Here is a 25,901-nt window from a genome sequence, read left to right as displayed (position 1 = left end):
GTCCGGATGTCTTGTGGACGTCCGTGGGCCGACCGCCGGTGCGGGCGGTGGCGGTGAAGGGCGCCCGCCGTTCCGGGGGTTCGGAGCGGCGGGCGGGGTGGCGGGTCGGGGCGGTCCTGGGCGTCCGCGGCGTCGTACACCAGTGCGGCTGGTTCGCGTCCGGCTCGCGCCCACCGTGCCGCTCCTACGCGCCGGGGGAGGGCTCCAGTGCGCGCAGGGCGGTGTGGAGGGCGGTCAGGAGGCAGGCGGGCCGCGGGTCCGGGGCGGTGCGGGCCTGGTTCATCGCGTAGGACAGGCCCACCCGGTCGGCGGGCCAGGCCCCGTGCCGGGAGCCGCCCGCGCCCGCGTGGCCGAACGCGTCCGGCACGGGACCGAAGATCTCCTGCTCGGTCTGCAGCTCGAAGCCGGTCGCGAAGGCGATCGGGCCGTCCCACAGCGGCTCGACGCCGCGCCGTCGTTCCCTGCGGCCGAGCTCGAGGGTGGACTCCTTGAGCACGCGGACCCCGTCCAGTTCGCCGCCTCGCGCGAGACAGGCGTAGAAGCGGGCCATCGACCGGGCCGTGCCGTGGGCGTTGACCCCGGCGATCTCGGCGCGGCGGAACCCCGCGCTGTTCCACAGGGCCGGCGCGTCGGCGGTCGTCAGCGGGCTGCGGGTCAGGTCGCGCAGCGGGTCGCCGCTGGGCGGCTGGTCCGGATCGGTCAGGAAGCCGGGACCGGCGACCATCGTGGAGACCCTGGGGTGCAGGTCGTCGGGAACCCCGAGCCAGACCTCCAGTTCCAGCGGCCGGGCGAACTCGTCGGCGAAGAAGGCGCCGAGGGTGCGCCCGTCGACGCGGTGCACCAGCTCGCCGGCCAGCCAGCCGTACGTCAGGGCGTGGTAGGTGAACCCGGCTCGTGGATCGGTCAGGGGCTCCTGTTCGGCGAGCAGCTTGGCCATGAGGCGCGGGTCGAGCATGTCCTCGGCGCTGAACGGCTCGCGGACTCCGGGGAGCCTGGCCTGGTGCGACATGATCTCGGCGACCGTGATCGCGCCCTTGCCCGCCGCGGCGAACTCCGGCCAGTAGCGGGCGGCGGGCGCGTCGAGGTCGAGCTGCCCGCGTTCGGCCAGCAGGAGCACGCAGGCGGCGGTCAGTCCCTTGGTTCCGGAGAACAGCAACTGCAGGGTGTCGGCCTGCCAGGGGCGGCCGGTCTGCGGGTCGGCGACACCGCCCCACAGGTCGACCACGAGTTCGGCGTCGCGGTATGCGGCGAATGCCGCGCCCACCTCCTGGAATTCGGTGAAGTTGCGGGCGAAGGCCTCCGCGACCGCCTCGAAACCGGGGGCTGTGAAGCCGTTGACGTCCATCAGGTGGTGCTCGCTTTCTGGGGGATGCGCGCCAGCAGGGCGAGGGCCGCCTGCTTGGCGTCCTGGGCGGCGGTGCCGTCCGGGTCGTGGTGGTCGGCGACGACGGTGGCGCCTTCGAGCAGGATCAGCAGCTGGCGGCCGAGCCGGGCGGGATCGGCGGCGCCGGCGCGTTCGGCGATGCCGGTCAGCAGCTCCAGGTAGCGGCCGAGGTGGCGGGAGACCACGGTGCGGGCGGGGTCGTCGTGCCGCTGGGTCGCCGCGTTGACGATCGCGCAGCCTCGGAATCCCGGCTCGGCGTACCAGTCGCCGAGCGTGTCGAACAGGGCGGTGAGCTGGGCGGCCGGGTCCGGCCCCGCCGCGTCGACGGCGTCGGTCAGCCAGCGCACGGTCTGGTCGCTTCGGATGTCGAGGACCGTGCCGATGAGGCCGTCCTTGGACCCGAAGTGGCGGTAGAGCGTCTCCTTCGACGCTCCGGCGGCGCGGCACAGTTCCGTGACGCCGGCGCCGTCGAGTCCGCGCCGGTAGAGGACCTCGGTCGCCGACGCGAGGATGGTCTCGCGGGTGCGATCGGGGTCCAGCGAGGTTCCTTTGGCCACAGGCATGCGAAAGATGGTAACGATCGGTTCGATGTTGCGCCAGTCATCGCCGTACCGATCGGTTCGATCTTTGGCCTCCGTCGTCCTCGCGCACCGGACGCGGACGTCCACGCGGTGCGCGGGCACGCCGCCGCGGAGAACCTGCGTATGCTAGGCGTGAGCCTAGGTGTCGCAGTTTGTGTTCGTGGTGGAGGTGGCGCATGGCCCGCGCCGGTCTGACAGCCGACCGGGTGACGAAAGCGGCCGCGGACCTGGCCGACGAGGTCGGCTTCGACAATGTCACGGTCTCCGCGCTGGCGCGGAGCTTCGGGGTCAAGGACGCGAGCCTGTACTCCCATGTCAGGAGCCTCCATGACCTGCGCTCCCGGGTCGCGCTGCTGGCGGCCGGCGAGATGATCGACCGCATCGCGCTGGCGGTGGCGGGCCGGGCGGGGCGGGAGGCCCTGGCCGCCTTCGCCCACGCCTACCGGGAGTTCGCCCTCGAGCACCCGGGCCGCTACGCCGCCACCCAGATGCAGCTCGACCCCGCCGTCGCCACCGCGTCCGTCGCCTACCGGCGCACCGTCGAGACCACCTACGCGATGCTCCACGCCTACGGCCTGGCCGAGCCGGACCTGACCGACGCGGTGCGTCTGCTGCGCAGCACCTTCCACGGCTTCGCCGGGCTCGAGGCCGCGGGCGGGTTCGCGCACCCGCGCGACGTGCGGGCGTCCTGGGAGCGGATCATCGACGCCCTCGACGGCACGTTGCGGAACTGGCCGTCCGCGGCCGCGCGCCCACAGGACTGACGGCCTGCGGGAAGCCGGACGCCTGCCGGCTCCGAGGTCACCTTTGTCCGCGGGGGGCTTCGCGGGAGGCGAGGATGGCGGCCACCGCCTCGGCGATGCCGGTCTCGGCGGTCGCCTTGTCGACGCCGAGGCCGCTGAGCACGCCCGCGCCGTCTTCCAGCTCGAGCAGCGCGAGCAGGATGTGCTCGGTTCCGATGTAGTTGTGGCCCAGTCGCAGGGCCTCCCTGAAGGTGAGCTCCAGGGCCTTTCTGGCCTGCGGGCCGTAGGGGACGGGGGAGGACGTCTGGCCGGCCGCGGGCGGCAGCGCCGCGGTCGCGGCCTGCCGGACGGCTTCCAGCTCCACACCCTGGTCGACGATCGACGTCGCGGCGAGCGCCTCGGGCTCGGCCAGGAGTCCCAGCACCAGGTGCTCGAGGCCGATCTCGCCGCTGCCCGCCGCGTGGGCCTCGTTGTGCGCGGCCAGCACGACGCTCCTCGCCCGGTCGGTGAACCGGGCGAACCCCTGGCTGAGGTCGAGACCCGACGCCTCACCCGGGTCCTTGGGAACGAAGCGCTTCTGGGCGGCCTGCTTGCTCACCCCCATGCTTCTGCCGATGTCCGTCCAGGACGCGCCGGAGCGCCTTGCCTGGTCGACGAAGTGGCCGATCAGGTGATCGGCCACCTCGCCGAGGTGGTCGGCGGCGACGACGGCGTCGGAAAGCTGCTCGAGCACGCCGGAGTGAGCTTTCTTGATGGCCTCGATCAGGTCGTCGAGACGGATCGGGTTCGTCATGCGTCAACCGTAGGTTGACGATCCCATATCGTCAACCCCGGGTTGACGGGTGAGGGTTCCGGTGTCGCCTGTCACCGGGATCGGCCTGGTGGACGTGCGGTTGGAGCGCGTCATGACTCAGCGGCGGCTTCGGACCCGGCTTCGAGGCGCGGCGGTCCCTGAGCTGACGTGGCCCTCGCGCTCGCGCGGTGCCGGGATTCGGGGCAGGCTAGGGTTGGCCGCATGCCGGAGTCCGAAGCGATCGCCAAGGAGCTCACGATCGGTGAGCTGTCCGAGCGCAGCGGCGTGCCCGCCTCCGCGCTGCGCTTCTACGAGCGGCAGGGGCTCATCGTCAGCCGCCGCACCGCGGGCAACCAGCGCCGCTATCACCGCAGCACGCTGCGCCGGGTGGCCTTCATCCGCGCCTCGCAGAGCGTCGGCATGCCGCTGTCGGCGATCGGGAACGTGCTGGGCTTTCTGCCGAAGGACGCTCCGCCCACCCGGGAGTTCTGGCTCAGGGCGTCGGCGTGCTGGGGTGAGGAGATCAACGCGCGCATCGAGAAGATGGAGCGGATGCGCGACCGGTTCACCGAGTGCATCGGCTGCGGATGCCTGTCGTTCGAGCAGTGCCTGCTGGTCAACCCGGGCGACAGACTCGCCGAACACGGCCCGGGCCCCCGCCGCCTGCTGGAGCCGTGAAGCCAATAGAAATTACGCATGTCGCAAGGATCCTCATATAAGGCTCATCGGGTCGTGGTGATCGCCGATGAGGGCTCCAACCCGTTCGAGCTGGGGGTGGCCACCGAACTGTTCGGCCTGCGCCGCCCGGAGCTGGACCGCGCGTGGTACGACTTCACGGTCTGCGCCCCGCGGCCCGGCGTGCGGATGCACGGCGGCATGTTCACGCTGACCGGCACAGCCGGGCTGGAGGCGGCGGACGACGCCGACACGGTGATCGTGCCCAACCGCCCCGACCCGGAGACGGAACCCGCGCCGGCCGTCCTGGAGGCCGTACGGCGGGCGGCCGGGCGTGGAGCCCGGCTGGTGAGCTTCTGCACCGGCGCGTTCACGCTGGCGGCGGCCGGCGTCCTTGACGGCCGCCCGGCCGCCACGCACTGGCGCTGGGCCGCGCTGTTCGCCGCCCGTCACCCCGCTGTCCTGCTGCGGCCGGATGTCCTGTTCGTCGACGACGGGGACGTCCTCACCGCGGCGGGCAGCGCGGCCGCGCTGGATCTGGGCCTGCACCTGATCCGTCGCGACCACGGCGCGGAGGTGGCCAACTCCGTCAGCCGCCGCCTGGTGTTCGCCGCGCACCGCGACGGCGGCCAGCGCCAGTTCGTCGAGCGTCCGCTGCCCGCCGTGCCCGACACCTCGCTCGCGCCCGTGCTCGCCTGGGCCCAGCGGAACCTGAACCGGTCACTGACCGTGGCGGATCTGGCGGCCCGGGCAGGGATCAGCCAGGCCACCCTGCACCGGCATTTCCAGGCCGAGCTCGGCACCACCCCGCTGGCCTGGCTGACCGCCGAGCGAGTGGCGCTGGCCTGCAGGATCATCGAACGCGGCGAGCTTCGGCTCGACGCGGTGGCGCGGGCCAGCGGCCTGGGGACGGCCTCGAACCTGCGGGTTCAGATGCGGCGCACGACAGGGCTCACCCCCTCGGCCTACCGCCGCCGCTTCGGGCCGGTGGGCGGGACGACGGCGGGCGCCACACCGGGCACGCCTCCTCCGGCTCCATGAGCCTTCACCCCTGTTCACGCCGTCCGCCCGCGGTCAGCTGTGGGAGCCTCCGTCGACGCGCAGCTCGACGCCGTTGAGGTAGGCGCCGTCGTCCGAGGCGGCGAACGCGATGGCGGCCGCCACGTCCTCGGGCCGACCAGGCCGCCCCCACAGCGGGTAGGTCCGTGCGTACCAGGAGAGGTCGATGCCGGCGTAGGTCCGCTTGTCGGCGGTCAACGGCGTGGCCACCCCGCCCGGTGACACCGGCACGACCCGGATCCGCCGCGGGGCCAGCTCGGCGGCGAGGCTGATCGAGAACGACAGCAGGGCGCCCTTGGAGGCGGCGTACCCGGTCATCCCCGGATGGGCCTTGGTCGCCGCCGTGGAGGTGACGTTCACGATCACGCCGGTGTCGTCCGGCAGGTGGGGCAGCAGCTCACGGCAGAGCAGCGCGGGAGCGTGCAGGTTGACCGCGAAGATCAGCCGGTAGTCCTCCAGGTCCAGGGAGGTGACCGGCGTCGTGCGCAGGATCCCGGCCACGTTGACGAGCACGTCGACCCGCCCCAGCCGCTCGGCCGCCGCGGTCGCCGCCGCGACCGCCTCGTCCTCGGCCGACAGGTCGGCCTGGTGCGAGAGCATCCGTGCGGGGTCCTCCACCAGCCCGGCGGTCTCCCGAAGTCCCGCGTCGTCGCGGTCGACGGCGAACACGGTCGCCCCCTCCCGGACCAGCCGGACCGTCGTCGCCCTGCCGATGCCCGAGCCGGCCCCCGTCACGACGACGCGCCGACCTTCGTACCTGCTCACACGCTCTCCCTCGCTGTCGCTTCACGGTCCGTGCGGCCGCCGGGCGCCCGCGACATGACGGGCGGTCAGACCGGCCCGGTGCGATTGTGCCAGCGGCGGCCGCGGGCGGCCCGGCTCCTCCCGTTCACCGGTCGCCGTGGTCGACGGGCGACCGGCGGCCATCACCGGTGGTCCCACACCGGTGGTCCCAGCCGAGTCGCGTGTGGGACCTGCGGACGGGGACCGGCTTCGTGTCCTCTCGCTCTGACCATGTCCCTACCTGACGACAGTCCGCAGATATGGGTATGGGGCCTGCGTTCGCTCAGCCTCGACAGGTTCCTGACGGGCTCCTGCGACATCGGCGTCTTCGCCGTCGCCTCTCTGAACGGCAGCCTCGTAGTGATCACGGACGAGGACGACGGCATGGTCGGAATCCGGGACCTGCGCACAGGCGAACCCGGGCCTGCTCTCCTGGGGCGGGTCGTCGACCAGGCGACAGCGAAGGTGTTCGGATGCCGGCATCCGTTCGCCGGCGCACCACTTCGTCATCGCGACCTCGTGCACGATGCCCGAGGAGCGGACGCGCAGGTTGGAGCCGTCGGACGGCCGCGGCTCCCGCGCTCCCCGCGATCAGTGCCAGGGCAGGCAACAGCCAGAACGACCGCCGCCGCCAACCGGGGTCGCGGTAGCGATCGGCGAACGCCTCTGCGAGCATCAGGTGTGAGCCCCACACGGCGTTGATCTTGGTTGTGGTCAGTGGGTCCGGCGGGGTGGGCCGAGGATGCTGGTGATCTCGGCGACGGCCTCGCTGCCGGGCTTGATGCAGCGCATCGCGGTGCGCGGGTTCTTGTGCCGAGTCTTGGCCATGATGAGCTGCAGCGGCACTTCAGCGTCGCCGAGCATCTCGTCCAGGGTGTAGCGGCCCTCGCGGGCGGTCGGCACGATCTGCTTCGTGCCGTACGTCGACCACTGATCGGACACATGAGTGCAGGTCGACAGGACCCGACCGCCGTGGATGTTCATGTCCCGGGCCGTCAAGCTCTTGCCGCGGACGGGGAAGCGCTGCCCGTCCGAGGACGACATGGTGCCGCCGCCGAACTTCTTGGCCAGCCCGTGAAGACCACCTCATCTCATCCATTTTCGCTCATGAGAAGGTTCATACTCGTGAGCCGGCCAGGAGGAGGAACAGAGGAACGCGTCGGCGACGTGCGAGTTCTGCCACGTCGCCGTCGAAACGATCGTGACGAGGGGCGCACTCGCGCAGTGAGGTGATGGCGAAGTGCGCGCGTGTCAGGGCGGTGACGTAGTCCTCGATGGTTCGGTGATACCAGGTGACGGTGCTGCCCAGCCAGTCGCGCCGGCGTGCTCCGGTGTGGAAGTAGTCGTCGACGACCCAGTCGGTGCGTGCCTCTCTCGTGCTCTGGTGAGCTTCGTGGGAGGTGATGACGGGGTGAACGACCGTGATAAGCAGTCGCCCGCCCGGAGACAGAGAACGCCAGCAGGCCGACAGAACAGGGGTGAGGTCATCGACGTAGTGCAGCGCCAGCCGGGAGACGATCAGGTCGAAGGTGCCCGACGGGGCCGCGAACTCCTCGATGTCCATCTTTTCCACCCGGCCTGAGGAGCCCGCGAGGTTGACCGCGGCCGCTCGGACCATCTCCGCCGAGCCGTCGATGCCCAGATAGCTGCGGCAACCCGCCGCGAGCAGGGCCCGGCCGAGGGTCGCGTCTCCGCACCCGAGGTCCAGCACACGCAGGTCCCGGACCGTTCCCAGCTCTTCCAGGAACGTCGGCTCCTCCATCACATGATTCGGACTGCTCACGCCGCTGTGGCGATGGTCCAGGTAGCGTTCGATGACATGTGGGGTGTCGTAGAAGGCGCTTCCTCGGCAGGAGCCCTGTCCCCGTGGCGTTCCCGGTGTGATCACGATCCGAAGCTTAGGCGCGAGGGTCTCGGTATGCTTTTTGATCTTGTGTCGGTAGGCGGTGACCGCCAGCCCTTCGGCGGACGCGTTCATCGCCTCCTGCACACGCATCACTTCTGCCCAGGAAGCGAAGCCGGCCGGGACATCCGGCTCCCGCTTCGTCTTCACCGTGGCGCGCCCTGGCGCGGCACGTGACCACCTGCGAGCAGGAGCCTGGCCGATGTGGTCGTGTGGCTCGGAGCAAGCGGGAACGCGAACGGGACCGTGGTCAACGCGAGTGCGACCCGGACCGAAGGTCTGTTGCGGCAGGGCGGCTCGACGCACGACACCTACCGCAAGGACGGATCCGAGCGCGGAATCCTGCGCCGTTGCTCGGCGAGAAGGGGTGGCGTCTGAACATGTCAACAGTGCAGCGTTCCGCGTCGCCTTTCATCGCTGTGTCAGGTGCGCTCTTCAAACGCGGGCGCTACTGCAGTTGGGCGCGGCGACGGGTGAGGTAGGCGGTCTCGCCGGTGTTGCCGGCCAGCTCGATGGCCCGGTCGTAGGCCGCGCGTGACCGCTGACTTTGGCCCAGCCGGCGCAGCAGGTCGGCGCGGGTGGCGTGGTAGGCGTGATAGCCGGCCAACGCCTCGGCGAGGCGGTCAACGATGGCCAGTGCCACCTCCGGCCCGTCGAGCTCGGCCACGGCGATGGCCCGGTTGAGGGCGATGATCGGCGAGGGGTCGAGGCGGACGAGCCGGTCGTAGAGGGCGAGGACCTGCGACCAGTCGGTGTCGCGGATGTCGCGGGCGGAGGTGTGCACCGCGTTGATCGCGGCGAGGATCTGATAGCGACCCGGAGCCACCCCGGCAGCGGCAGCGGCCAGGCGCTCGCGTACCAGCCGATGACCTTCGGCGATCAGTTCCGCGTCCCACGCGCCGCGGTCCTGCTCGGCCAGGGGGACCAGTTCGCCGCCGGCCGAGACCCGGGCGGGGCGGCGGGCCTCGATGAGCAGCATCAGCGCCAGCAGGCCGGCCACTTCTCCGTCCTGCGGCAGGAGCGCGCGGATCAGGCGGGTGAGCCGGATCGCCTCGGTGGTCAGGTCGTGTCGTACGGAATCGGTGTCGGGGCCGCTGGCCAGGTAGCCCTCGTTGAAGATGAGGAACAGGACGGCCAGGACGCCGGAGACACGAGCCGGCAGATCGTCGGCGGACGGCATCCGGTAGGGGATGCGAGCCGCCTTGATCTTGGCCTTCGCGCGGGTGATGCGCTGCTCCATGGTGGTCCCCTGCACCAGGAAGGCACGGGCGATCTCGGGCACGGTCAACCCGCCGACCATGCGCAGCGTCAACGCCACGCGCGCTTCCACCGCCAGCGCCGGGTGACAGCAGGTGAAGATCAGCCGGAGCCGGTCGTCGTCGATGGCGCCCAGCGGCTCGGACGGGGTGTTGTCGTGCAGCATCTGAGCCTCCTTGTGCTTGTCGTCGCGCCTGTTCTCGCGCCGGATCCGGTCGATGGCCTTGCGGTTGGCGGTGGTGGTCAGCCACGCGCCCGGGTTGGGGGGCAGGCCGTCGGCCCGCCACCGCTCGACGGCGGTCGTGAACGCCTCGGCCGCTGCCTCCTCGGCGATGCCGAGATCACCGAAGCGCCTGGTCAGGGCGGCCACCACTCGCGCCCACTCGTCGTGGTGGGCCCGAGTGATCGCCTCCTCGACGTCGCTCACTGGAACGGTCGCACCTCGATCTTCCGATCGCAGACCTTCGACGCCTCGGCGGCGAGCTTGAGCGCCACATCCAGATCGGGGGCCTCCCACACCCAGACGCCGGCGAGGTACTCCTTCGACTCCACGAAAGGCCCGTCGCTGAACACCGCCTGCTCGCCCCGGTTGTCGATGACCGTGGCCGCGTCGGTGCCGGCGAGTCCGCCCGCGAAAACCCAGTAGCCCTCGGCGATCAGTCGTTCGTTGAACGCGCTGATGGCAGGCCGCCTGTCCGTGCTGCCGGGATCGCTCTTGTCATTGATCACGGAAACCAGGTACCGCATCCGAAGATCATCTCCTGTGGTGTCAAGTCAGCGTGGTTCGGTGGTCAGGGACTTCAGGCCCTTGCGTACCGCGGGCGCCCGGCCGGCCGGTAGACCTGGATCGTCACGCCCTTCGAGTCGACCCGCGACTCGAGCAGGTCGAGCGCAAGGTCCGGACCGGTCTCCGGGAACAGTCTCGCGCCCTGGCCGAGGATCACCGGGATCACGATCAGAATCATCTCGTCGACCAGGTCGTTCTCCAGCAGCCACCGGGTCAGGATGCCACTGCCGTGCACCTGCAGTTCACCCCCGGGTTTGGCCTTCAGCTCACTGACGGCCGCCGCGAGGTCACCGCGGAGAACGGTCGTGTCCTTCCAGCGCGGCGCGGTGAGCGTGGTCGAGGCGACGTACTTGGGGGCCTCGTTCAAGGCCACGCCGATGGGATGTGTCTGGTCGATCGATCCCCAGGACTCGGCGAACAACTCGTAGGTGCGCCGGCCGAACAGGAACGCCTCGGCGTGCTGGCAGATCTGCGTGATGAACGTCCTGGTCTCGTCGTCACCCGCCCCCCGGGCCCATCCGCCGCGCTCGAATCCGTTCCTGCGGTCCTCGTCCGACGCACCGCCGTTTCCCTGCATCACTCCATCGATGCTGACCTGGGTCACGGTCGTCAGCTTCATGATCGCGGTTCCTTTGCCTCGGCGCCGCCCCTTGCGGGCGGCCTCACCCCTGCTACGAACACCACCACCCCGATCCGACACCGCCTCCCGGACTTCTTTGAAGAATTTTCCGGGAGGCCGGTCGTCATCGATCCGGCAGCACGACAGTGTCGCGGCGACTGCGCTTCACCTCCTCACGCGCGCCCAGTGCGGACAAGCCCGTGGACCAGGTCGATCGCGAAGACCCTGGCCAGTGGTGGCGGGCGTCGAACGGCTCGGGCTGCTGGTCCCTTAGCGGGTCGGCGCGAACGGCTACCGCTTCTACGGGCCGGCAGCCGTACGACTGGTGGCACGGCAAGACCCTTGAGCAGCAGCGGGCGTCGCCTCACCTGTCCTTCGCTCCGCGACCCGGCCTGAACCCCGGCTGACGGGAGGCGGGACGTCCGGCGGCGAAACGGGGGACCGGAGCGGCCGGTCAGCGGTCGTCGGCGTCGATTCCGGTGCGGAGGTGAATTTCCCTCCGCCATTCGGGCAGGGCGGCCAACGGGTTACCGTACAGGTCGACCCAGGTGAGGGCGGTGAGGTCGCCGAGCGACTCGGGCACGGCGGTCAGCCGGTTATTCGCCAGGCCGAGATGGGTGAGCCTGACAAGGCCTCCCAGTGTCTCGGGCAGGGCGGTCAGCCGGTTGTCCCACAGTTCGAGTTCGGTGAGGTTGGTGAGGTTGCCCAGTGTCTCGGGCAGAGCGGTGAGCTGATTGCCGTACAGGCTGAGCATCGTGAGACCGGTGAGATTCCCCAGCGTTTCGGGAAGAGCGGTGAGCCGGTTACCGCTCAGATTCAACAGGGTGAGGTTGGTGATGTTCTCCAACCACTTCGGCACCGTGGTGAGCAGGTTGTCGTATGCGGTGAATGTGGTGAGGCCGGTGAGGTCGCTCAGCGTCTCAGGCAGGGTGGTGAGCCGATTGTGGCCCACGTCGAGTTCGGTGAGGTTGGTGAGGTTGCCCAGTGTCTCGGGCAGAGCGGTGAGCTGATTGCCGTACAGGCTGAGCATCGTGAGGCCGGTGAGGTCGCCCAGTGCTTCGGGCAGGGTGGTGAGCCGATTGTGGCCCACGTCGAGTTCGGTGAGGCCGGTGAGGTCGCCCAGTGCTTCGGGCAGGGCGGTGAGCTGATTGCCGTACAGGCTGAGCATCGTGAGGCCGGTGAGGTCGCCCAGCGTCTCGGGCAGGGTGGTGAGCCGGTTGCTGCCCAGGTGGAGTCTGGTGAGGCCGGTGAGGTTGCCCAGTGTCTCGGGCAAGGCGGTGAGTTGGTTGCTGCCCAGGTGGAGTTCGGCGAGGCTGGTGAGGTTGCCCAGCCATTCGGGCAACGTCGTCAGTTCGAGCGTGGGAAAGAACTCCGGCGCCTGCGCCCCGAGCATGGACAGGTTGAGTCTGGTGAGGGAGGTGAGGTTTCTCAGCGGATCGGGCACGGCGCTCAGGTAGTTCTCGCTCAGGTTGAGCTCGGTGAGGGCGATGAGGTTTCCCAACGAGTCGGGTACCTGGCTCAGGCCGTTTTCACTCAGGTCGAGCACCTTGAGGGTGACGAGGTCTCCCAGCGTGTCGGACACGTTCTCCAGGAAGTTTGCACGCAGGTTGAGCTCGGTGAGGGCGGTGAGGTCCTGCAGCGAGCCCGGTACGTCGCTCAGGTTGTTCTCGCTCAGGTCGAGCCTGACCAGGTGGGTGAGGTCGCTGAGTGGTTCGGGTATCTCGCGCAGGCCGAGGGAGGACAGGTCGAGCGTGGTCGATCCGTCCCGCAGACACCTGTCGATACGCGCGTGAGCGGTCCTGCGGCCGTTCTCGGCCTCCATTGAGACTTTTCTCCTCGTCGTCGGATGTCCGGCTCCGGCCCTGTCGCGCCGTTTCAGGCGAGAGGGGCGACGGCAAGGGTAGAGACCTAGGCTGCGGAACGGCTTGCGGATCACTGAGACGCTCGACCGCGGATGCCGTCGCCGGCCGCACACGGCGGGCCGGGTGCGGCTGTATCAGTACTTCCGCGGCGGCCAGAGCGAGGTCGACCCGGTGTGCCTGCACGAACGCCGGGTTCCATCTCGTTCTCCTGAGCCCGCGCCCCGAGGGCGAAGCGGAGCCGCCGCGTCCCGTGGTGATCGTGGACATGTGACAGGGCCGAGAACCAGCCGAACGCAGGGCCGGGACGCGGCCCGTGCCCGCCCTGTTCGGGATACCGCCGGAATACGGCGGGCACGGGCCGCGCCAGTCCACGGACCGGACATAAGCATGACCTCTGTCCGGTCTCCGGAGCCCCATCAAGGTAGGGCCCGCCTTACCCCGGTTCGGGGGAGAGCGGGGCTGACCGGTGACGCCCCGGTCCTTAGCGTGGACCTCCCTGATCCTTTCCGCTGAAGAGAGAACACGTTGTCGCGCGCGTTGACGCGAGCCGGGCTGACCGGTTCCGCGATGGTTGTGCTGGTGGGGGTGCTGCTGGGGCTGTCGGCCCCCGCGGCCATGGCGCGGTCCGCCGCCCCGGCTTCCGGTGGTCCGCTCGACCCCGGGCGTGTGCAAGCCTTCCTCGACCGGCGGATCCCCCAGCTGCTGCGGGAGCAGAAGGTCCCCGGCGCGGCGGTGTCGGTGGTGGACACCAGCGGGGAGGTCTTCACCGGCGACTACGGCTACGCCGACCTCACCACCAGGAAACCGATCATCGCGGGCACCAGCGCGTTCCAGACCGCCTCGGTCGCCAAGACCTTCACCGCGGCCGCCGTCATGCAACTGGTACAGGCCGGAAAACTGGACCTCGGCGCCGACGTCAACGGTTACCTGCCCGCCAACGCCCGAATCCCCGACACCTATCCAGGGCAGCCGGTCACCCTGCACCACCTGCTGACACACACCGCCGGTTTCGCCGACATCACCGAAGGCATGGCGGCGCCGTCCGCCGGGCAGGTGCTCCCCCTGGGGGACTACGTCGCCCGCTACCGTCCCGCGCGCATCTACCCGCCCGGCCGGTTCGTCGGCTATTCCAACTACGGCATCGACCTGGCCGGATACATCGTGCAGGCCGTCTCGGGGCAGGTGTTCGAGGACTACATGACCCGCAACGTCTTCGCTCCGCTGCGGATGACCCGCACCGCCTTCCTGCGGATGGACCAGGCCCGCGAGCGATTGTCCGTGCCGACCCCGTACGAGATCGCCGACGGCGAGAACCGCGCCGTCCCTCTCTGGTACGACAACGGCGCCCCGTCGGGGGGAGCCTACGCCACCGTCACCGACATGGGTCGTTTCCTGCGCGCGCTGCTCAACGACGGTCAACTGGACGGCAGGCGCGTCCTCACCCCCGCCGGTGCGCGAGCGATGCTGCGGCCGCAGGCGGGACCCCGGCCGGACCTCAGCGGGGCCGGATACGGCACCTGGCAGGGCAGGGGCGACGGCCCGAGGTGGATGGGGCACTCCGGCGACGAGAGCGGCGCCCGCACCAGGTACGCGCTGGTCCCCGCGAAAGGCATGGGAATCTACGTCGCCGTCAACGGCGACGGCGTGCCGCCGGACGCGTTCTCCCGGGTGCGGGACCTGGTCGTCGAAGAGTTCCTGGCGAGGTTCGCCGGGGTGAAACCGTACACGGTGCCGGCCTCGCCCACCGTGCCCGCCGCCGACGGCCAGGCCACGGACGCCTACACCGGCGAGTACCTCGCCACGCGAATGAACGAGGGCGAACCGTTCGAGCTGTTCCGCTCGGCCGCGGACCGGGTGAACGTCACCGCGCCCGGCGACGGCACCCTGCGCACCTCTCATCCGGTGCTGCAGGAGCAGGTGTGGACCCCGACCGGTGACGGGGTGTTCGTCTCGGCGGACGGCAAGGACCGCCTGGGCTTCGTCAAGGACAGGGGAAAGGTCGTCGGATTGTCGTTCGACAGCAACCCGACGCAGAACTACGAGCGCACGACCTGGTACGGCTCCCCGGCCGTGCTGCTGCCGGTGGCCGCCGGCGCCCTGTTGGTCCTGCTCACCGCGCTGGCCTGGCCGGTGACGGCCCTGGTACGGCGGCTGCGTGGGCGCACCACGCCGCGGGGGGACGTGACCGTCTCACCGGCGCGGACGAGCCGGGCGGCCGCACCGGCGCGGGCGCTGGCCGCGGTGACCGCGGTGATCTGCTGCGTCTACCTGGCCTTCCTCGTCAACGCCGTCTCGGACCTCACCTCACTCGAAACCGGCACCGCCCTGCCGTTCACCCTGAAGGGAACCCTGCCCGGCACGGCCGCGGTCATCGTGTTCGCGGTGCTCGCCTGGTCGCGGGGATGGTGGTCACGGGCGGCACGAATCCACTACGGCGCCGTCGCCGCGAGCGCGGCTGTCTTCCTCGCCATCGCCGCCCACTACGGCCTGATGTGAAACCGAGGCCCGGGCCGGAGCTGTCGGTCACAACCAACAGACGCCGTCACCTCTCACGAACGAAACCACCCGGGGCCGTGCGCACCGCACGTGACCTCACGGTGAGCCGGACCCCGGGCCGGGGTTGTCAGCCCTGCAGGACGACGGATGCCGCATCACAGGGAGGGCAGGCGAAGACGAATGCCTCTCCGCCGCCGAAGTTCATCAGCCAGTTCCGGCTGTAGCCCTCTCTCATCTGCGCGACGAAGCCCATGGGGATGCCGCAGGCGGAGCACACGGGCGTCATGTCGCTCTCCCACCACTCCGCTTCGCCGCCCAGCCAGCCGACCACCTTGAACTCGGCGACCTCCTCGGCCGACTCCGGTTCGACCTCGCAGATGCCGATCTCGAAGCACTGCGGGAGAACGAACGCCTCTCCGGGAGAGGGCACGGCCGCCGTGGAGCCCGCGGCGAACAGGTAGGCGCGGTTCCCGCCGGCTTCGGGATTCCAGGCCTCGCACTGACCGGGATCGTTGTCGCACATGAAGACCGACAGAAGGGCTCCGGGCCGCAGGGACTCGGCATGGCCGCCGAGGTCGTCCGCCATGAGTTGCAGCAGGAACCGCAGCGGCCCGCCGCACGCGGAGCAGCGCGGCCAGGAGAACCCCTGCGGCGCCAGCGGCAGGCCGCCGATGCGGCTTACCCGGGCCGCGACCTCGACATCCTTCACAAACGCCATCGATCCGCTCACAGCCCGGCAGCCTATACCGCTCACCCGCCCTTGCCGCGCCCACGCGACCCCGGCGTCGAACCCGGACAGATGCCCGCACAAGGCTGTGCGGGCATCGGCGGCGGGGGACACGTTCAAAAACGAAAGGCCGGAACGGCCGGCCGTCTCGGCCTCCGGCGTCGCCCGGGCCGGGGCTTCCGGGCGTTCGCGGCCGCCGCGGGTCAGGGCCGCGAGTCCCGGTCACGCCGGGGAGTCGTCCGCGCCCGTCGCGGAGCCCGGGCGGTTGTCGTCGCGCACCGCGTCGAGGTAGTCGGCTAGGGCGTCCCTGTTGCGGGTCAGGCATCTGATGCGTTTGGTCATGCGGTCGCGTTCGAGCTCCAGAGTGGCGATCATCTCCGGTGTCGCGTCGGCGAAGTGGATGATCCGGGGTTTGTCGAGACACGGGAGGATCTGCTTGATGATCCGGGTCGGCAGCCCGGCGTCGAGCAGCCCCCTGATCTGCATGACCCGGTCAACGAGGCGCTCGTCGTAGTCGCGGTAGCCGTTCGCGCAGCGGGCAGGGATGATCAGTTCCTGCTCCTCGTAGTAGCGCAGCAACCGCCGGGAGGTGTTCGTGCGCTCCGACAGCTCTCCAATACGCATGCGCCCGACCTCGTACTTCATGCTTCGCCGTGTTGGCCGTCACATTCATGTGAAGGTTTGAGCATACACGCCGTGGCCGCGCGGACGCCGGACAGGCGAACGGCCGGATGACGGGTTTGCGCACCCCAAGGCCTGCCGCCCGTCACTCGAGGCGACCTCGGCCGGTGTCCGCGGCGACGTTCGACGCCATGGTCACCGGCGGCGACGGCGACGCCTGGCTGATGTGGGAGCACATCCAGGACGACACCAGAGCCGTGATCGGCACGCTGACCGACCGCCGCGCCCAGGACCGTTCGGACTGGCGCGGGTCCGTCAAGAACCTGCCGGCCACACCCGGCGCCACCGGTGGTCGGATCAGGCCGCCGTGGCGGCGCCACAGCCGGACCGGCGCCGCCCCGGCGGGCACCGCTTCCCGGGTGTTCGAAGATCGACGAGTTTGGCACCATGAGGCGCATGGAGACGGGCGGCGAAGCGAAGCGGGGACACGAGTCGGGGAACCCGATGCTGGAACACGGGCCGGTCGGACGCTGGAGGACGGCGATCGGGACGGCGGGCGCGCTCTTCGGTGAGGAGATCCTGTTCACCGAGGACGGCACCGGCCTGTTGACCACCCATTCGGTGATCTTCGGTACGGAGAGGTCGTCCTTCCGGTGGCGGATGGACGGCCCGGCGAGGTTACGGATCCACCTGGTCGACTCGGAGGAGGACGTCGACCGGGAAACGGTGGTGGCCATGGAGTTCCGCTCTCACGATTCGGACGTGGGGCGGCAGACGGTGCTCGCGGAGCAGGGGAAGAAGGGGTTCTGGCTCGTTTCCGACCCCCTGGAACGGATCGGTGACTCCTGAGGCGGTGCACGGCGGGCCTGTTCGCCCGGCACAACGGCAACGGTCGCTCCAGCTCACCTGACGGGCGCCCCGGGTTCTCATGCCTGGTCCGGCCGGCTGTGTATGCTTCCGCTCCGCCGCCGCACCGCCCCGCCGCCGGTCAGAGAGGGCCGAACAGGAGGTTTCCAACGCTGTCCGGGTCGTCACTGAGATAGAAGTCCCTGGCCAGGGCCCAGAACTCCGCGCGCCCCAGCAGGCCGTCGCCGTCGTCGAGCCGGGCGAACGTCTGCTCCGCCGCGGCCGGGGTGAGACCGAACAGCGTGAGGGCGCGGACGTACTCGTCCCTGACCACCTGGCCGTCCCCGTCGAGGTCGATCAGATCGAAGACGGCGTCGACGGCGGGGCCGAGCGCGGTGTCGAACCCCTCGGGCCGCGCGACCATCTGGCCCAGGGCCGCCGTGAACTGCTCCCGCGTGATCGTGCCCTGACCGCCGGAGTCGAGCGGATTGATCGCCTGCTCCCAGAACCGGGTGAAGGACACCCGGAGGGGCTCCCCGTCGGGCGAACCCGGCCGGTGGGTCAGATCGCCGCCGGAGACGTCCGCCAGACGGTGGTAGTCGGCGAGGTCGATGACGCCGTTGCGGTCGGCGTCCAACAGGTCGAACAACCGGTCGAACCTGCGCTTCTGCAGCTCGGTAAGCACGCTCTTCACCTTGCCGTTCGTCTCGGGGGCGGCCCTTCCGCCAGTCGTGTCGTGACTAAAAGTAGTGGATAGACTTCATGAAGTCACCATGGCGGATGTCGTCGTGGGGAATCCCCGAGACGTGCGGCCCCGCGGAGCGGGCCGCGGCCGCCCGGAGCCGGCGGCCGCCAGGACGACGGGGAGGCCGCGCGACGGGTGGCGCCGCACCACGCGAGACGGGCTCTGGGCGTGGTCCCACCCGCCGAAGGCGGAACCGGCCTCCACCTCCTCGGCCCTCTTCTAGGACTCCTGACGCTCCTTCGAGCTGAGCACGCTGGACAGGAAGGCCCTCGTCCGTTCGTGACCCGGGTTGGCCAGGAGCTCGCGGGGGCGGCCCCGCTCGACGATCACGCCGTCGGCGAAGAAGGTCAGCCAGTCGCCGACCTCCCTGGCGAAGGCGATCTCGTGGGTCACCACGACCATCGTCATCCCCTCGGCGGCCAGGCCCTTCATGACCTCCAGAACCTCGTCCACCAGCTCCGGGTCGAGCGCGGAGGTCGGCTCGTCGAACAGCATCAGCGCGGGGTTCATCGCCAGCGCCCTGGCGATGGCCACCCGCTGCTGCTGGCCGCCGGAGAGCTGGTGGGGCCGCTTGTGCGCGTGGTCGGCCAGGCCCACCCGTTCCAGGTGCTCCATGGCCAGTGACCGCGCCCTGTCCTGGGGGGTGCCCAGGACGTGGACGGGGCCGCAGGCGACGTTCTCCAGCGCGCTGTGGTGGGCGAACAGGTTGAAGCGCTGGAACACCATGCCGATGTTCCTGCGGAAGGCGGCGAACTCCTTGGGGGTCCAGGGGCGGTACCTGCCGTCGCGCAGGGTGTGGCCGACCTCCTCGCCGAGCACCCGCAGACTGCCGCCGAGCACCGTCTCCAGGCCGTTGAGGCACCGCAGGAACGTGGACTTGCCCGAGCCCGAGGGGCCGATGACACAGCTCACCTCGCCGGCGGCCACGGTGAAGTCCACGCCGTTGAGCACCTGCACGTCGCCGTAGCCCATCCGGACGCCCGAGGCCCGTACGACCTGCTCCCCGGCCGCGCTCACGCGGCCGCCTTCGGCAGGATCCTGGCAGCCAGGCCGCCGCCGCGCACCAGCCGTACGGCCTCCGAGCCGAAGCGGCGCTCCAGCCTGCCCTGCAGGAAGGTCGACACGGCGGTCATGAGCATGTACCACAGGCTCGCCACGATCAGCAGCTCCATGATCAGGTTGTTCGTCTTGTAGATCTGGCTGGCATTGGTCATCAGGTCGTGCCCCGCGACCACGTAGACCAGCGAGGTGGTCTTCAGCATGGAGATGAACTCGTTGCCGGTGGGCGGGATGATGATGCGCAGCGCCTGCGGCAGCACGATGACCCGCATCCGTTTGGCCGGGGTCATGCCCAGCGCGTACGCCGCCTCGGTCTGGCCGTGGTCGACGGCCTGGATCCCGGCGCGCACGGTCTCGGCGAAGTAGGCCGCCAGGTTCAGCCCCAGTCCCAGCATGGCCGAGGTGAATCCGGTCATCACCTGGTTGGTGTCCCACTTGAGGCCGATCGTGGTGAACGGGATCTTGAGCACCAGCTCGGGGAACAGGAAGGCCAGGTTGTACCAGAAGATGAGCTGCACCAGCACCGGCGTGCCGCGGAAGAACCAGATGTAGAGCGTGGCCAGCCAGCTCAGCACCGGGTTGTGCGACAGCCGCATGATCGCGATCACCACGCCCAGCACCAGCCCGAGGACCGTCGCCAGCACCGAGATCTCGACGGTGACCCAGACCCCGTCCAGGATCCGGTCGTTGAACAGGTACTCGGCGACCTTGCCCCAGTCCAGGCGCGGGTTGACCACGACCAGGTAGACCAGCCAGCCGACGACCGCCGACGCGACGGCCGCGGCCAGCCAGCGGCCCCAGTGCAGGGTCCGCGCGACGGGTATCGGAGTGCCCGACGCGTCGGCGATCGGTTCGGTCCGCACGGTCACTTACCGCCGTTGATCACAGCGGACTGGACGGCCAGCCTGTCCAGGTTCCAGGCCTTGAGCAGCTTGCCGTACTCGCCGCTCTGGATGAGGGAGTCCAGGGCTCCCTTGACGGAGTCGATGAGCTCCTTGTTGTCGGGTTTCATCCCGATCCCCCACGGGCTCTCGGTGCCGTCGAGCGCGATCGCCTCGACCTCGAGCTTGGGGTCGGCGGCCTTGCTGGCGGCCACCACGTAGTCGGTGATGGTGGCCTGCGCGCGACCGCCGCTGACCTGGAGCAGGGCCTCCTGGTCACCGGGGAACTTCAGGATGTTCACCTCGGCCTTGCCGTCCTTCTTGCAGTCGGCGTCGTAGTCCTCGGCCAGTTCCATCGAGGAGCCGTTGTCGACCACGGAGACCGTCTTGCCGCACAGGTCCTTCGGCCCGGCGACGCCCGCCGGGTTGCCCTTCTTGACCAGCAGTCCCGCGCCGGCCTGCACGTAGTCGACGAAGGTGACCTGGCTCTGCCGCTCGGGGTTGTCGGTCATCGAGGAGATGACGAAGTCGTAGCGGCCGGTGAGCACGCCGGGGATCTGGGAGTTGAACTCCTCGTCGGTGATGGTCACGTTGACGCCGAGCTTCCTGGCGATGGCCCTGGCCAGGGCGGGGTCGAAACCGATCGCCGTCTTGCCGTCGCCGGCGAACATCTCCATCGGCGGATACCCCATGGAGGAGACGACCTTCAGGCCGCCCGACCTCACGCTCGCCGGGGCCTTGGCGGCGAGGTCCTTGTCGGGGGTGATGGCGTTGATGACGTCGGCCGCCTTCTCCTCCGTGGGAGCCGGATCGAGGGCGACGGCCGGCGCGGTGGCCGGTGCCGCGGCAGGCCCTGTGGCCGCGCCGGACGTGCCGCCGTCGTCCAGGGACTGGGCGCCGCAGGCCGCGGTGGCGGCCAGCAGCGCGCCGGCGGCGAGCGTGGTGAGGATCCGGGTGTTCAACGGGGGGTGCTCCTTCAAGGTGGTGCCAGTGGTTCAGTGTTGCTGCCAGCGGACTTCGCCGCCGACGACGGTGGTCATGACCCTGGTGCGCAGCACCGCGGCCGGCGACTCCACGAAGGGGTCGGTGTCCACCGCGATGAAGTCGGCGAGCTTGCCGGGGGAGAGGACGCCCTTGTGGTCCTCCTCGCCCGCCGCGTAGGCCGCGCCCAGGGTGTGGGCGGTGAGGGCCTCGCCCATGCTCAGTCGCTGCTCGGGCTGCCAGCCGCCGGCGGGGGTGCCGTCGGGGCGGGTACGGGTGACCGCGGCGTACAGCGCGGCGAAGGGGTTGGGATGCTCGACCGGGGCGTCGGAGCCGAAGGCCAGCGCCACGCCGACGTTCAGCATCCCGCGCCAGGCGTAGGAGGCCAGCTCGCGCCCGGCCAGCAGGGAGTCGACCAGGTCGATGTCGCTGGTGCAGTGGACGGGCTGCATCGAGGCGACGATTCCCAGCCTGGCCATCCTGGACAGGTCGCCGGGCCGCAGGTGCTGGGCGTGCTCGATGCGGTGCCGCAGCCCCGCCGTGCGGCCGACGGCCTCGTAGGCGTCGATGACCAGGTGGTTGGCCTGGTCTCCGATGGCGTGCGTGGCCACCGCGATCCCGGCCTCGGCGGCCCTGCCGAACAGCTTGACCAGGTCCTCGTACGGCGTGACCGCGATGCCTGTGTTGCCCTGCTCGCCGGCGAAGGACTCGCCCACGTGGCAGGTGTGCGACCCCAGGGCGCCGTCGCTGAAGATCTTCACCGGCCCGGTGCGGAACCAGTCGTCGCCCTGCCCCGTGCGGCGTCCCTCGGCGATGGCCGCCTCCAGGTGGATCATCGGGATCGCCTTGTGCACGCGCAGCTTCAGCTCGCCGGCGTCGCGCAGCTCCAGGTAGGCGGCCCTGCAGTCCTCGCCGTCGATGTCGTGCACGCTGGTCAGGCCGAGCGCGAGCAGTTCCTCCTGCCCGGCGCGGAGCCGGTCGTGCAGGTCGGCGGAGACCATGAGGTCGCGCAGCGGGTAGGAGGCCGACTCGCGCAGGATGCCGGTGGGTTCGCCGGCCGCGTCCCTGACGATCTCGCCGCCCACCGGGTCGGGGGTGCCGGAGTGGATGCCGGCCAGTCGCAGGGCCGCGGAGTTGGCCCACACCGTGTGGCCGTCCACGCTGGGCAGCGCGACCGGCAGCTCGGGACAGACCGAGTCCAGGGCGTGCCTGTCCGGCTGCGCCGGCGGATCCCAGGTGTTGCTGTTCCACCGGCCGCCGAACAGCCAGGCGCCCGGTCTCAGCCGCGCCGCGTGCGCGGCCACCCTGGCCAGCGCGTCGTCCAGGGAGCGCACGTCGCGCAGGTCCACCGCGTCCAGGCTCTGGGCGTACTGCGCGGTGTGGATGTGGGCGTCGTAGAGGCCGGGGAGCACCGCGGCGCCCTCCAGGTCGATCAGCTCGGCTCCCCGGCCCGCGGCCTCGCGCACCTCCGCCTCTCCGCCGACGGCCAGCAGCCGCTCGCCCTCCACGGCCATGGCCTGGGCCAGGGGGTTGCCGCTGTCTCCTGTGTGGATGGCGGCGTTGCGGTACACGCGAATGCTCATGTGACCCTCAGGGGCTCGATGTGACGGTGGCCATCACTGTAGGAGTGGCGAAAAGAAGTCGGAAGCGCTATAAACACGACATTTGGCAGCGCTGAGAGCAAGGAACTCTAATGCTGAAGCCCGAACACCTGCGTACTCTCTGTGAGGTCGTTCAGCTGGGGTCCTTCGCGGCCGCGGCCAACCGGCTCGGCTACACCTCCTCGGCGGTCTCCCAGCAGATGGCCGCGCTGGAACGGCAGATGGGCGTGAGGCTGTTCGAACGCTTCGCCCACAGCGTGCTGCCCACCAGCGCGGCCGAGGTGCTGGCCAGGCACGCGGAGGTCGTGCTCATCGACCTCGACCGCATGGTCACCACGGTCCAGGCCGTGCACAGGAACAGCGAGCGGCAGATCCACCTGGGCATCTTCCCCAGCTTCGCCGACGTGCTGACCGGCGTCCTGCGGCGGATGGAGCCCGAGGAGCGCGCCGGCGTCAGGGTCTCCGTCGCCGAGTGCTCCCAGCTCATCCCGCGCCTGAGCGCCGGAGGCGAGATGGACGCGGCGATCGTCTACCAGGTGGGGAACGTCGGGCTGTCGTGGCCGTCGGCGCTGGGCAGGCGCTGGATCGCCGAGGACCGCTACAAGGTCGTCCTGCCGCGCAGCTGGCCCGACCTGGCGCCCTACCGGGTCGAGCAGCTCGTCGACCTGCCGTGGATCATGCACCATCCGGCCAGCAGCGACTCCTCCTTCTTCGACGCCGTGTTCGCCCGCTGGGGCCTGCACCCCCGGGTGGCCTGCCACTCCGACGACTTCAAGATCACAATGGCCATGATCGAGACGGGAATGGGCGCGGCGCTCGTCCCCGACCTCGCGCTGCGCGGGCACGGCCGGGACGTCGTGGTCGCCGACGTGCCGTGGCTGAACACCAGCCGCAGCATCTTCACCCTCGTTCACCCCGACCGCGAGACCGCCCGCCTGCGCTCCCTGCTGGACGCCCTGGCGGTCTGAGCGGCGCCCGGCGACCTTCCCGGCGGGCCGCGGCTTCTCGGCGTGTCACGGTCGAGCCGCAACGATCTCCTGCGGATCGGCTCGACATCTGAAGATTCTTCGGTCCAGCTCGACTCGGAATGATGGATCTGCCAGCATTTGCCGGGTCGTGGGCGCGGCCGGTGACGGCCCGCCCCGCTGCTCATCACAGGCCCCGCTTGGGCGGGGCGGGCGTCAGGAGGTCCTTGACCGTGGAACACGACGCGGCGATCGCCGGATCCGCCGAGGCCATCCGCCTCCACAGCGGGCACAACATCCTCATCGAGTCCGGCCCCGAGCCGGTCATCGACCGGCTCGCGCGCCACGCCCCGCCGGAGCCCGTCACCTCGGCCGAGCTGCGGGCCTGGACGTTCGTGGTCAAGGACATGATCGATGTCGCGGGGCTCCGCACGACCCGCGGATCCGCCCTGTACGGAAGCGAGGAGGCGCTGACGACCGCGCCGTGCGTCGAGCTGCTGGAACGGGCCGGGGCGCTCCTGGTCGGCAAGGCTAACCAGCACGAGTTCGCCTGGGGCGTCACGAGCGAGAACCCGCACTGGGGCGACGTGCGCAACCCCCGCCACGAGCACCTGGCTCCCGGCGGATCGAGCGGCGGTACGGCGGCGGCGCTCGCCGCCGGGATCGCCCGCTTCGGCCTCGGCACGGACACCGGCGGCTCGGTCAGGATTCCGGCGGCCTGCTGCGGCGTGGTCGGGCTGCGCCCGAGGGCCGGCGTCCTCTCCGCCGAAGGGGTCGCGCCTCTCGCCCCGATGTTCGACGTGGTCGGGCCGATGGCCACGTCGGTCGCCGACTGCGCCCGGGTGTGGCGGGTGCTCTCCGGGGAGGAGGTCGAGCCGCCGCGCTCGCTGTCGGGGCTGGTCGTCGGCGTCGCCGACGGATGCGCGCAGGCCGGGGAGTTCGCGGACCTGGGCGCCGAGGTCCGCGAGGTCGCCCTGCCGTACGGGATCCTCTCCTCGTACTGGACGATCGTGGGCGCGCAGGCCCGGCGCACCCATGAGGCCACGTATCCGAGGAACGCCGCGGGCTACAGCGCGGGCGTGCGGCGGAAACTGGACGACGCCGCGGGGATCGGCCATCGGGAGTACCGCCGGGCCGTCGAGGAGCTCTCGGCCCTCAGGGCCGGGTTCTCGGCGGAGATGTCCGGCGTCGACGTCCTGATCACGCCGACGCTCGGTGGCCCCGCGCCGCGGGCAGGGTGCGACGAGGCCGCCGTCCGCGGCGAGGTCGGCCGGATCACGTCCGTCGTGTCCGCTCTCGGCCTGCCCGCTCTGGCCGTCGGAGACCTGCAGGTGGTGGGGCGCAGCGAGGCCGACGTGCTGCGGGTCGGCCTGTGCCGGGAGGCCCATGGCGGCGCGGTCCCCGAACCGCGCTGAGCGTCAGCCACGCGGGGACAGGCTCCACGGGTCCACCGGGACGACGTCCGTGCAGCGCCCCGAGGAGTCGAGGACCCGCCCGTAGAGCTTCGACTGCCTCAGCACGATCTGCCGGTCGGCGATGCGCACGTACGGGAAGCGCTCCTCGAGGCGCACCACCAGTGGGTGCAGGTCGGAGACCGTGTGCAGGCCGACGGTGAGGAGCATGTTGCGGGCTCCCGCGAGCGCCGCGCACGTCCGCGTCTCCGGCCAGCCGAGCAACGCCCGGCCCGTCTCCTCGAGCAGTCCGTCCGGCATCCGCAGCCACAGCACCGCCGAGGAGTGCCACCCCGCGTGCGAGCGCGCCAGGTCGCAACGGAAGTCGATGTCGCCGGTCGCGACCAGGCGGGACAGCCTGCGCTGTACCGTGCGCTCGGACACGCCGACGGTTCCCGCGAGCTCGGAGTAACTGGCGCGGCCGTCGGCGAGCAGGGCCTTGAACAGCAGGCGGTCGGTCTCGTCCATCTGCCTGGTGGACTCGGGCGGACCGGGACGCCGGGCCAGCGCGCCCGCGGATCGGGGCGAGAGCACGCGCAGCCGCCAGCGGCACGAGGCCTCGAAGACGCGTGTGGCGACGTGGGCGCGCACCTTCGTCACGCCGGGCACCCGTGGCAGGTCCGTGAGCAAGTAGTCCGCCAGCGCGGGCGTCGAGGCGGCGACGGCGATCACGAAAAGGTCGTGGTCGGCGGCGACGTGCTGCACGGTGATGAGGTGTCCCTCCGTCGCGAGCGCGCCCGCGACGTCGACCGCGGCGCCGGCCTCGCAGTCGATCTCCAGGAACGCCATGCTCATCGTGTGCATCTGGCGCTGCCCCAGGGCGACGGTCGTCCACGCCTCCCCGCTGCCGTTCAGCCGCTGCCAGCGCCGTGCGGCCGTCACCGGGTCCGCGCCCGTCGCCGTCCCGACGTCCACCCAGCTCGCCCGCGGGTTGATCTGGAGGGCGTCGATGAGCTCGAGGTCGGCCTCCGACAGCAACCGCTGGGGTCCAACGCCGGAATCCTGCACCATTACTCCTTTGGTGGCGCATTGCTGCATTTGGACACCGGGCTCACCTTATACCTCGATCCTTGTGCCGACAG

25 protein-coding genes are annotated in these 25,901 nt (G+C 70.6%); 7 read left to right on the top strand and 18 right to left on the bottom strand.

What is annotated here, in order from left to right:
• Nucleotides 1-184 precede the first annotated feature (184 nt).
• Nucleotides 185-1,345 (bottom strand): serine hydrolase domain-containing protein, encoded by a 1,161-nt coding sequence (locus tag PKF00_RS29745; protein WP_271220976.1) that lies wholly within the window; start codon nucleotides 1,343-1,345, stop codon nucleotides 185-187.
• The gene (locus PKF00_RS29740) at nucleotides 1,345-1,947 is read right to left on the bottom strand and encodes a TetR/AcrR family transcriptional regulator (RefSeq protein WP_271220975.1); all 603 of its coding nucleotides are present in this window, start codon (nucleotides 1,945-1,947) and stop codon (nucleotides 1,345-1,347) included. The genes PKF00_RS29745 and PKF00_RS29740 overlap by 1 nt, the downstream gene beginning before the upstream one ends.
• A 194-nt stretch (nucleotides 1,948-2,141) precedes the next feature.
• On the opposite strand from PKF00_RS29740, the gene PKF00_RS29735 reads away from it, so the two are divergent.
• On the top strand, nucleotides 2,142-2,729 hold the full coding sequence (locus PKF00_RS29735) for a TetR/AcrR family transcriptional regulator (RefSeq protein ID WP_271220974.1): 588 nt from the start codon (nucleotides 2,142-2,144) through the stop codon (nucleotides 2,727-2,729).
• Between the two features lie 37 nt (nucleotides 2,730-2,766).
• On the opposite strand, the gene PKF00_RS29730 is transcribed toward PKF00_RS29735, so the two are convergent.
• Nucleotides 2,767-3,501 (bottom strand): Clp protease N-terminal domain-containing protein, encoded by a 735-nt coding sequence (locus PKF00_RS29730; RefSeq protein ID WP_271220973.1) that lies wholly within the window; start codon nucleotides 3,499-3,501, stop codon nucleotides 2,767-2,769.
• 222 nt (nucleotides 3,502-3,723) lie between these two features.
• Here PKF00_RS29730 and soxR point away from each other — a divergent pair, with 222 nt between their 5' ends.
• On the top strand, nucleotides 3,724-4,179 hold the full coding sequence (gene soxR / locus PKF00_RS29725) for a redox-sensitive transcriptional activator SoxR (RefSeq protein ID WP_271220972.1): 456 nt from the start codon (nucleotides 3,724-3,726) through the stop codon (nucleotides 4,177-4,179).
• An 18-nt stretch (nucleotides 4,180-4,197) separates the two neighbouring features.
• On the top strand, nucleotides 4,198-5,217 hold the full coding sequence (locus PKF00_RS29720) for a helix-turn-helix domain-containing protein (RefSeq protein ID WP_271220971.1): 1,020 nt from the start codon (nucleotides 4,198-4,200) through the stop codon (nucleotides 5,215-5,217).
• 33 nt (nucleotides 5,218-5,250) lie between these two features.
• Here PKF00_RS29720 and PKF00_RS29715 read toward each other — a convergent pair whose 3' ends face one another.
• The 7 genes from PKF00_RS29715 to PKF00_RS29685 form a co-directional block, all read right to left on the bottom strand.
• A complete protein-coding gene (locus tag PKF00_RS29715; protein ID WP_271220970.1) occupies nucleotides 5,251-6,000 on the bottom strand; it encodes an SDR family NAD(P)-dependent oxidoreductase in 750 nt (249 codons plus the stop codon).
• Nucleotides 6,001-6,732: 732 nt separating this feature from the next.
• Entirely contained in the window at nucleotides 6,733-7,089 is a 357-nt protein-coding gene (locus PKF00_RS29710) for a Tn3 family transposase (RefSeq protein ID WP_271221011.1), read from the bottom strand.
• A gap of 46 nt (nucleotides 7,090-7,135) precedes the next feature.
• Nucleotides 7,136-8,071, bottom strand: coding sequence for a class I SAM-dependent methyltransferase (locus PKF00_RS29705; RefSeq protein WP_271220969.1), 936 nt, complete (start codon nucleotides 8,069-8,071; stop codon nucleotides 7,136-7,138).
• Nucleotides 8,072-8,369: 298 nt separating this feature from the next.
• Nucleotides 8,370-9,605 carry an RNA polymerase sigma factor gene (locus PKF00_RS29700; RefSeq protein WP_271220968.1) on the bottom strand — a complete coding sequence of 412 codons (1,236 nt, stop codon included), beginning with the start codon at nucleotides 9,603-9,605 and terminating at the stop codon, nucleotides 8,370-8,372.
• Nucleotides 9,602-9,925, bottom strand: a complete 324-nt coding sequence (locus PKF00_RS29695; RefSeq protein WP_271220967.1) for a YciI family protein — start codon at nucleotides 9,923-9,925, stop codon at nucleotides 9,602-9,604. Before PKF00_RS29695 ends, PKF00_RS29700 begins: the two co-directional genes overlap by 4 nt.
• A 53-nt stretch (nucleotides 9,926-9,978) precedes the next feature.
• Nucleotides 9,979-10,584, bottom strand: a complete 606-nt coding sequence (locus PKF00_RS29690) for a dihydrofolate reductase family protein (protein ID WP_271220966.1) — start codon at nucleotides 10,582-10,584, stop codon at nucleotides 9,979-9,981.
• 454 nt (nucleotides 10,585-11,038) lie between these two features.
• Nucleotides 11,039-12,406: a leucine-rich repeat domain-containing protein gene (locus PKF00_RS29685; RefSeq protein ID WP_271220965.1), complete on the bottom strand. Its 1,368-nt coding sequence runs from the start codon at nucleotides 12,404-12,406 to the stop codon at nucleotides 11,039-11,041.
• A 607-nt stretch (nucleotides 12,407-13,013) separates the two neighbouring features.
• On the opposite strand from PKF00_RS29685, the gene PKF00_RS29680 reads away from it, so the two are divergent.
• The gene (locus PKF00_RS29680) at nucleotides 13,014-14,942 is read left to right on the top strand and encodes a serine hydrolase domain-containing protein (protein ID WP_271220964.1); all 1,929 of its coding nucleotides are present in this window, start codon (nucleotides 13,014-13,016) and stop codon (nucleotides 14,940-14,942) included.
• 127 nt (nucleotides 14,943-15,069) lie between these two features.
• On the opposite strand, the gene PKF00_RS29675 is transcribed toward PKF00_RS29680, so the two are convergent.
• Entirely contained in the window at nucleotides 15,070-15,660 is a 591-nt protein-coding gene (locus tag PKF00_RS29675; protein WP_271220963.1) for a DUF1963 domain-containing protein, read from the bottom strand.
• Nucleotides 15,661-15,891: 231 nt separating this feature from the next.
• Nucleotides 15,892-16,293: a MerR family transcriptional regulator gene (locus PKF00_RS29670; RefSeq protein ID WP_271221010.1), complete on the bottom strand. Its 402-nt coding sequence runs from the start codon at nucleotides 16,291-16,293 to the stop codon at nucleotides 15,892-15,894.
• Nucleotides 16,294-16,746: 453 nt separating this feature from the next.
• On the opposite strand from PKF00_RS29670, the gene PKF00_RS29665 reads away from it, so the two are divergent.
• Nucleotides 16,747-17,139 carry a hypothetical protein gene (locus PKF00_RS29665; protein WP_271220962.1) on the top strand — a complete coding sequence of 131 codons (393 nt, stop codon included), beginning with the start codon at nucleotides 16,747-16,749 and terminating at the stop codon, nucleotides 17,137-17,139.
• Nucleotides 17,140-17,278: 139 nt separating this feature from the next.
• Here the strand turns inward: PKF00_RS29665 and PKF00_RS29660 are convergent, their stop codons facing one another.
• The 5 genes from PKF00_RS29660 to PKF00_RS29640 all read right to left on the bottom strand — a co-directional run bounded on the left by PKF00_RS29660 (nucleotide 17,279) and on the right by PKF00_RS29640 (nucleotide 22,385).
• Nucleotides 17,279-17,821: an EF-hand domain-containing protein gene (locus tag PKF00_RS29660; protein WP_271220961.1), complete on the bottom strand. Its 543-nt coding sequence runs from the start codon at nucleotides 17,819-17,821 to the stop codon at nucleotides 17,279-17,281.
• Between the two features lie 279 nt (nucleotides 17,822-18,100).
• On the bottom strand, nucleotides 18,101-18,853 hold the full coding sequence (locus PKF00_RS29655; protein WP_271221009.1) for an amino acid ABC transporter ATP-binding protein: 753 nt from the start codon (nucleotides 18,851-18,853) through the stop codon (nucleotides 18,101-18,103).
• A gap of 41 nt (nucleotides 18,854-18,894) precedes the next feature.
• Nucleotides 18,895-19,809: an amino acid ABC transporter permease gene (locus PKF00_RS29650; RefSeq protein WP_271220960.1), complete on the bottom strand. Its 915-nt coding sequence runs from the start codon at nucleotides 19,807-19,809 to the stop codon at nucleotides 18,895-18,897.
• Nucleotides 19,806-20,783 carry an ABC transporter substrate-binding protein gene (locus PKF00_RS29645; RefSeq protein ID WP_271220959.1) on the bottom strand — a complete coding sequence of 326 codons (978 nt, stop codon included), beginning with the start codon at nucleotides 20,781-20,783 and terminating at the stop codon, nucleotides 19,806-19,808. The genes PKF00_RS29650 and PKF00_RS29645 overlap by 4 nt, the downstream gene beginning before the upstream one ends.
• Before the next feature lie 33 nt (nucleotides 20,784-20,816).
• Entirely contained in the window at nucleotides 20,817-22,385 is a 1,569-nt protein-coding gene (locus tag PKF00_RS29640) for an amidohydrolase (RefSeq protein WP_271220958.1), read from the bottom strand.
• A gap of 110 nt (nucleotides 22,386-22,495) precedes the next feature.
• Between PKF00_RS29640 and PKF00_RS29635 the strand changes: the two genes are divergently transcribed.
• Both PKF00_RS29635 and PKF00_RS29630 read left to right on the top strand, forming a co-directional pair.
• Entirely contained in the window at nucleotides 22,496-23,371 is an 876-nt protein-coding gene (locus tag PKF00_RS29635; RefSeq protein WP_271220957.1) for a LysR family transcriptional regulator, read from the top strand.
• Nucleotides 23,372-23,601: 230 nt separating this feature from the next.
• The gene (locus tag PKF00_RS29630) at nucleotides 23,602-24,783 is read left to right on the top strand and encodes an amidase (RefSeq protein WP_271221008.1); all 1,182 of its coding nucleotides are present in this window, start codon (nucleotides 23,602-23,604) and stop codon (nucleotides 24,781-24,783) included.
• A 3-nt stretch (nucleotides 24,784-24,786) separates the two neighbouring features.
• On the opposite strand, the gene PKF00_RS29625 is transcribed toward PKF00_RS29630, so the two are convergent.
• The gene (locus PKF00_RS29625) at nucleotides 24,787-25,830 is read right to left on the bottom strand and encodes an Lrp/AsnC family transcriptional regulator (protein WP_271220956.1); all 1,044 of its coding nucleotides are present in this window, start codon (nucleotides 25,828-25,830) and stop codon (nucleotides 24,787-24,789) included.
• Between the last annotated feature and the right edge of the window lie 71 nt (nucleotides 25,831-25,901).

The organism is Streptosporangium carneum (genome assembly GCF_027922005.1).
In the GTDB taxonomy this organism is placed as follows: Bacteria; Actinomycetota; Actinomycetes; order Streptosporangiales; family Streptosporangiaceae; genus Streptosporangium; species Streptosporangium carneum.
The sequence above is the reverse complement of the archived record's forward strand: the minus strand, read 5'-3'. Positions and strand labels throughout refer to the sequence as shown.

Bases quoted from the DNA above. Each gene is read 5' to 3' on its own strand.
- PKF00_RS29690 (WP_271220966.1), bottom strand. From the start codon at position 10,584: ATGAAGCTGACGACCGTGACCCAGGTCAGCATCGATGGAGTGATGCAG.
- PKF00_RS29720 (WP_271220971.1), top strand. From the start codon at position 4,198: ATGTCGCAAGGATCCTCATATAAGGCTCATCGGGTCGTGGTGATCGCC.
- PKF00_RS29625 (WP_271220956.1), bottom strand. From the start codon at position 25,830: ATGGTGCAGGATTCCGGCGTTGGACCCCAGCGGTTGCTGTCGGAGGCC.
- PKF00_RS29730 (WP_271220973.1), bottom strand. From the start codon at position 3,501: ATGACGAACCCGATCCGTCTCGACGACCTGATCGAGGCCATCAAGAAA.
- PKF00_RS29695 (WP_271220967.1), bottom strand. From the start codon at position 9,925: ATGCGGTACCTGGTTTCCGTGATCAATGACAAGAGCGATCCCGGCAGC.
- PKF00_RS29735 (WP_271220974.1), top strand. From the start codon at position 2,142: ATGGCCCGCGCCGGTCTGACAGCCGACCGGGTGACGAAAGCGGCCGCG.
- PKF00_RS29665 (WP_271220962.1), top strand. From the start codon at position 16,747: ATGGAGACGGGCGGCGAAGCGAAGCGGGGACACGAGTCGGGGAACCCG.
- PKF00_RS29745 (WP_271220976.1), bottom strand. From the start codon at position 1,345: ATGGACGTCAACGGCTTCACAGCCCCCGGTTTCGAGGCGGTCGCGGAG.
- PKF00_RS29655 (WP_271221009.1), bottom strand. From the start codon at position 18,853: ATGGGCTACGGCGACGTGCAGGTGCTCAACGGCGTGGACTTCACCGTG.
- PKF00_RS29740 (WP_271220975.1), bottom strand. From the start codon at position 1,947: ATGCCTGTGGCCAAAGGAACCTCGCTGGACCCCGATCGCACCCGCGAG.
- PKF00_RS29670 (WP_271221010.1), bottom strand. From the start codon at position 16,293: ATGCGTATTGGAGAGCTGTCGGAGCGCACGAACACCTCCCGGCGGTTG.
- PKF00_RS29685 (WP_271220965.1), bottom strand. From the start codon at position 12,406: ATGGAGGCCGAGAACGGCCGCAGGACCGCTCACGCGCGTATCGACAGG.
- soxR (WP_271220972.1), top strand. From the start codon at position 3,724: ATGCCGGAGTCCGAAGCGATCGCCAAGGAGCTCACGATCGGTGAGCTG.
- PKF00_RS29680 (WP_271220964.1), top strand. From the start codon at position 13,014: ATGGTTGTGCTGGTGGGGGTGCTGCTGGGGCTGTCGGCCCCCGCGGCC.
- PKF00_RS29635 (WP_271220957.1), top strand. From the start codon at position 22,496: ATGCTGAAGCCCGAACACCTGCGTACTCTCTGTGAGGTCGTTCAGCTG.
- PKF00_RS29640 (WP_271220958.1), bottom strand. From the start codon at position 22,385: ATGAGCATTCGCGTGTACCGCAACGCCGCCATCCACACAGGAGACAGC.
- PKF00_RS29675 (WP_271220963.1), bottom strand. From the start codon at position 15,660: ATGGCGTTTGTGAAGGATGTCGAGGTCGCGGCCCGGGTAAGCCGCATC.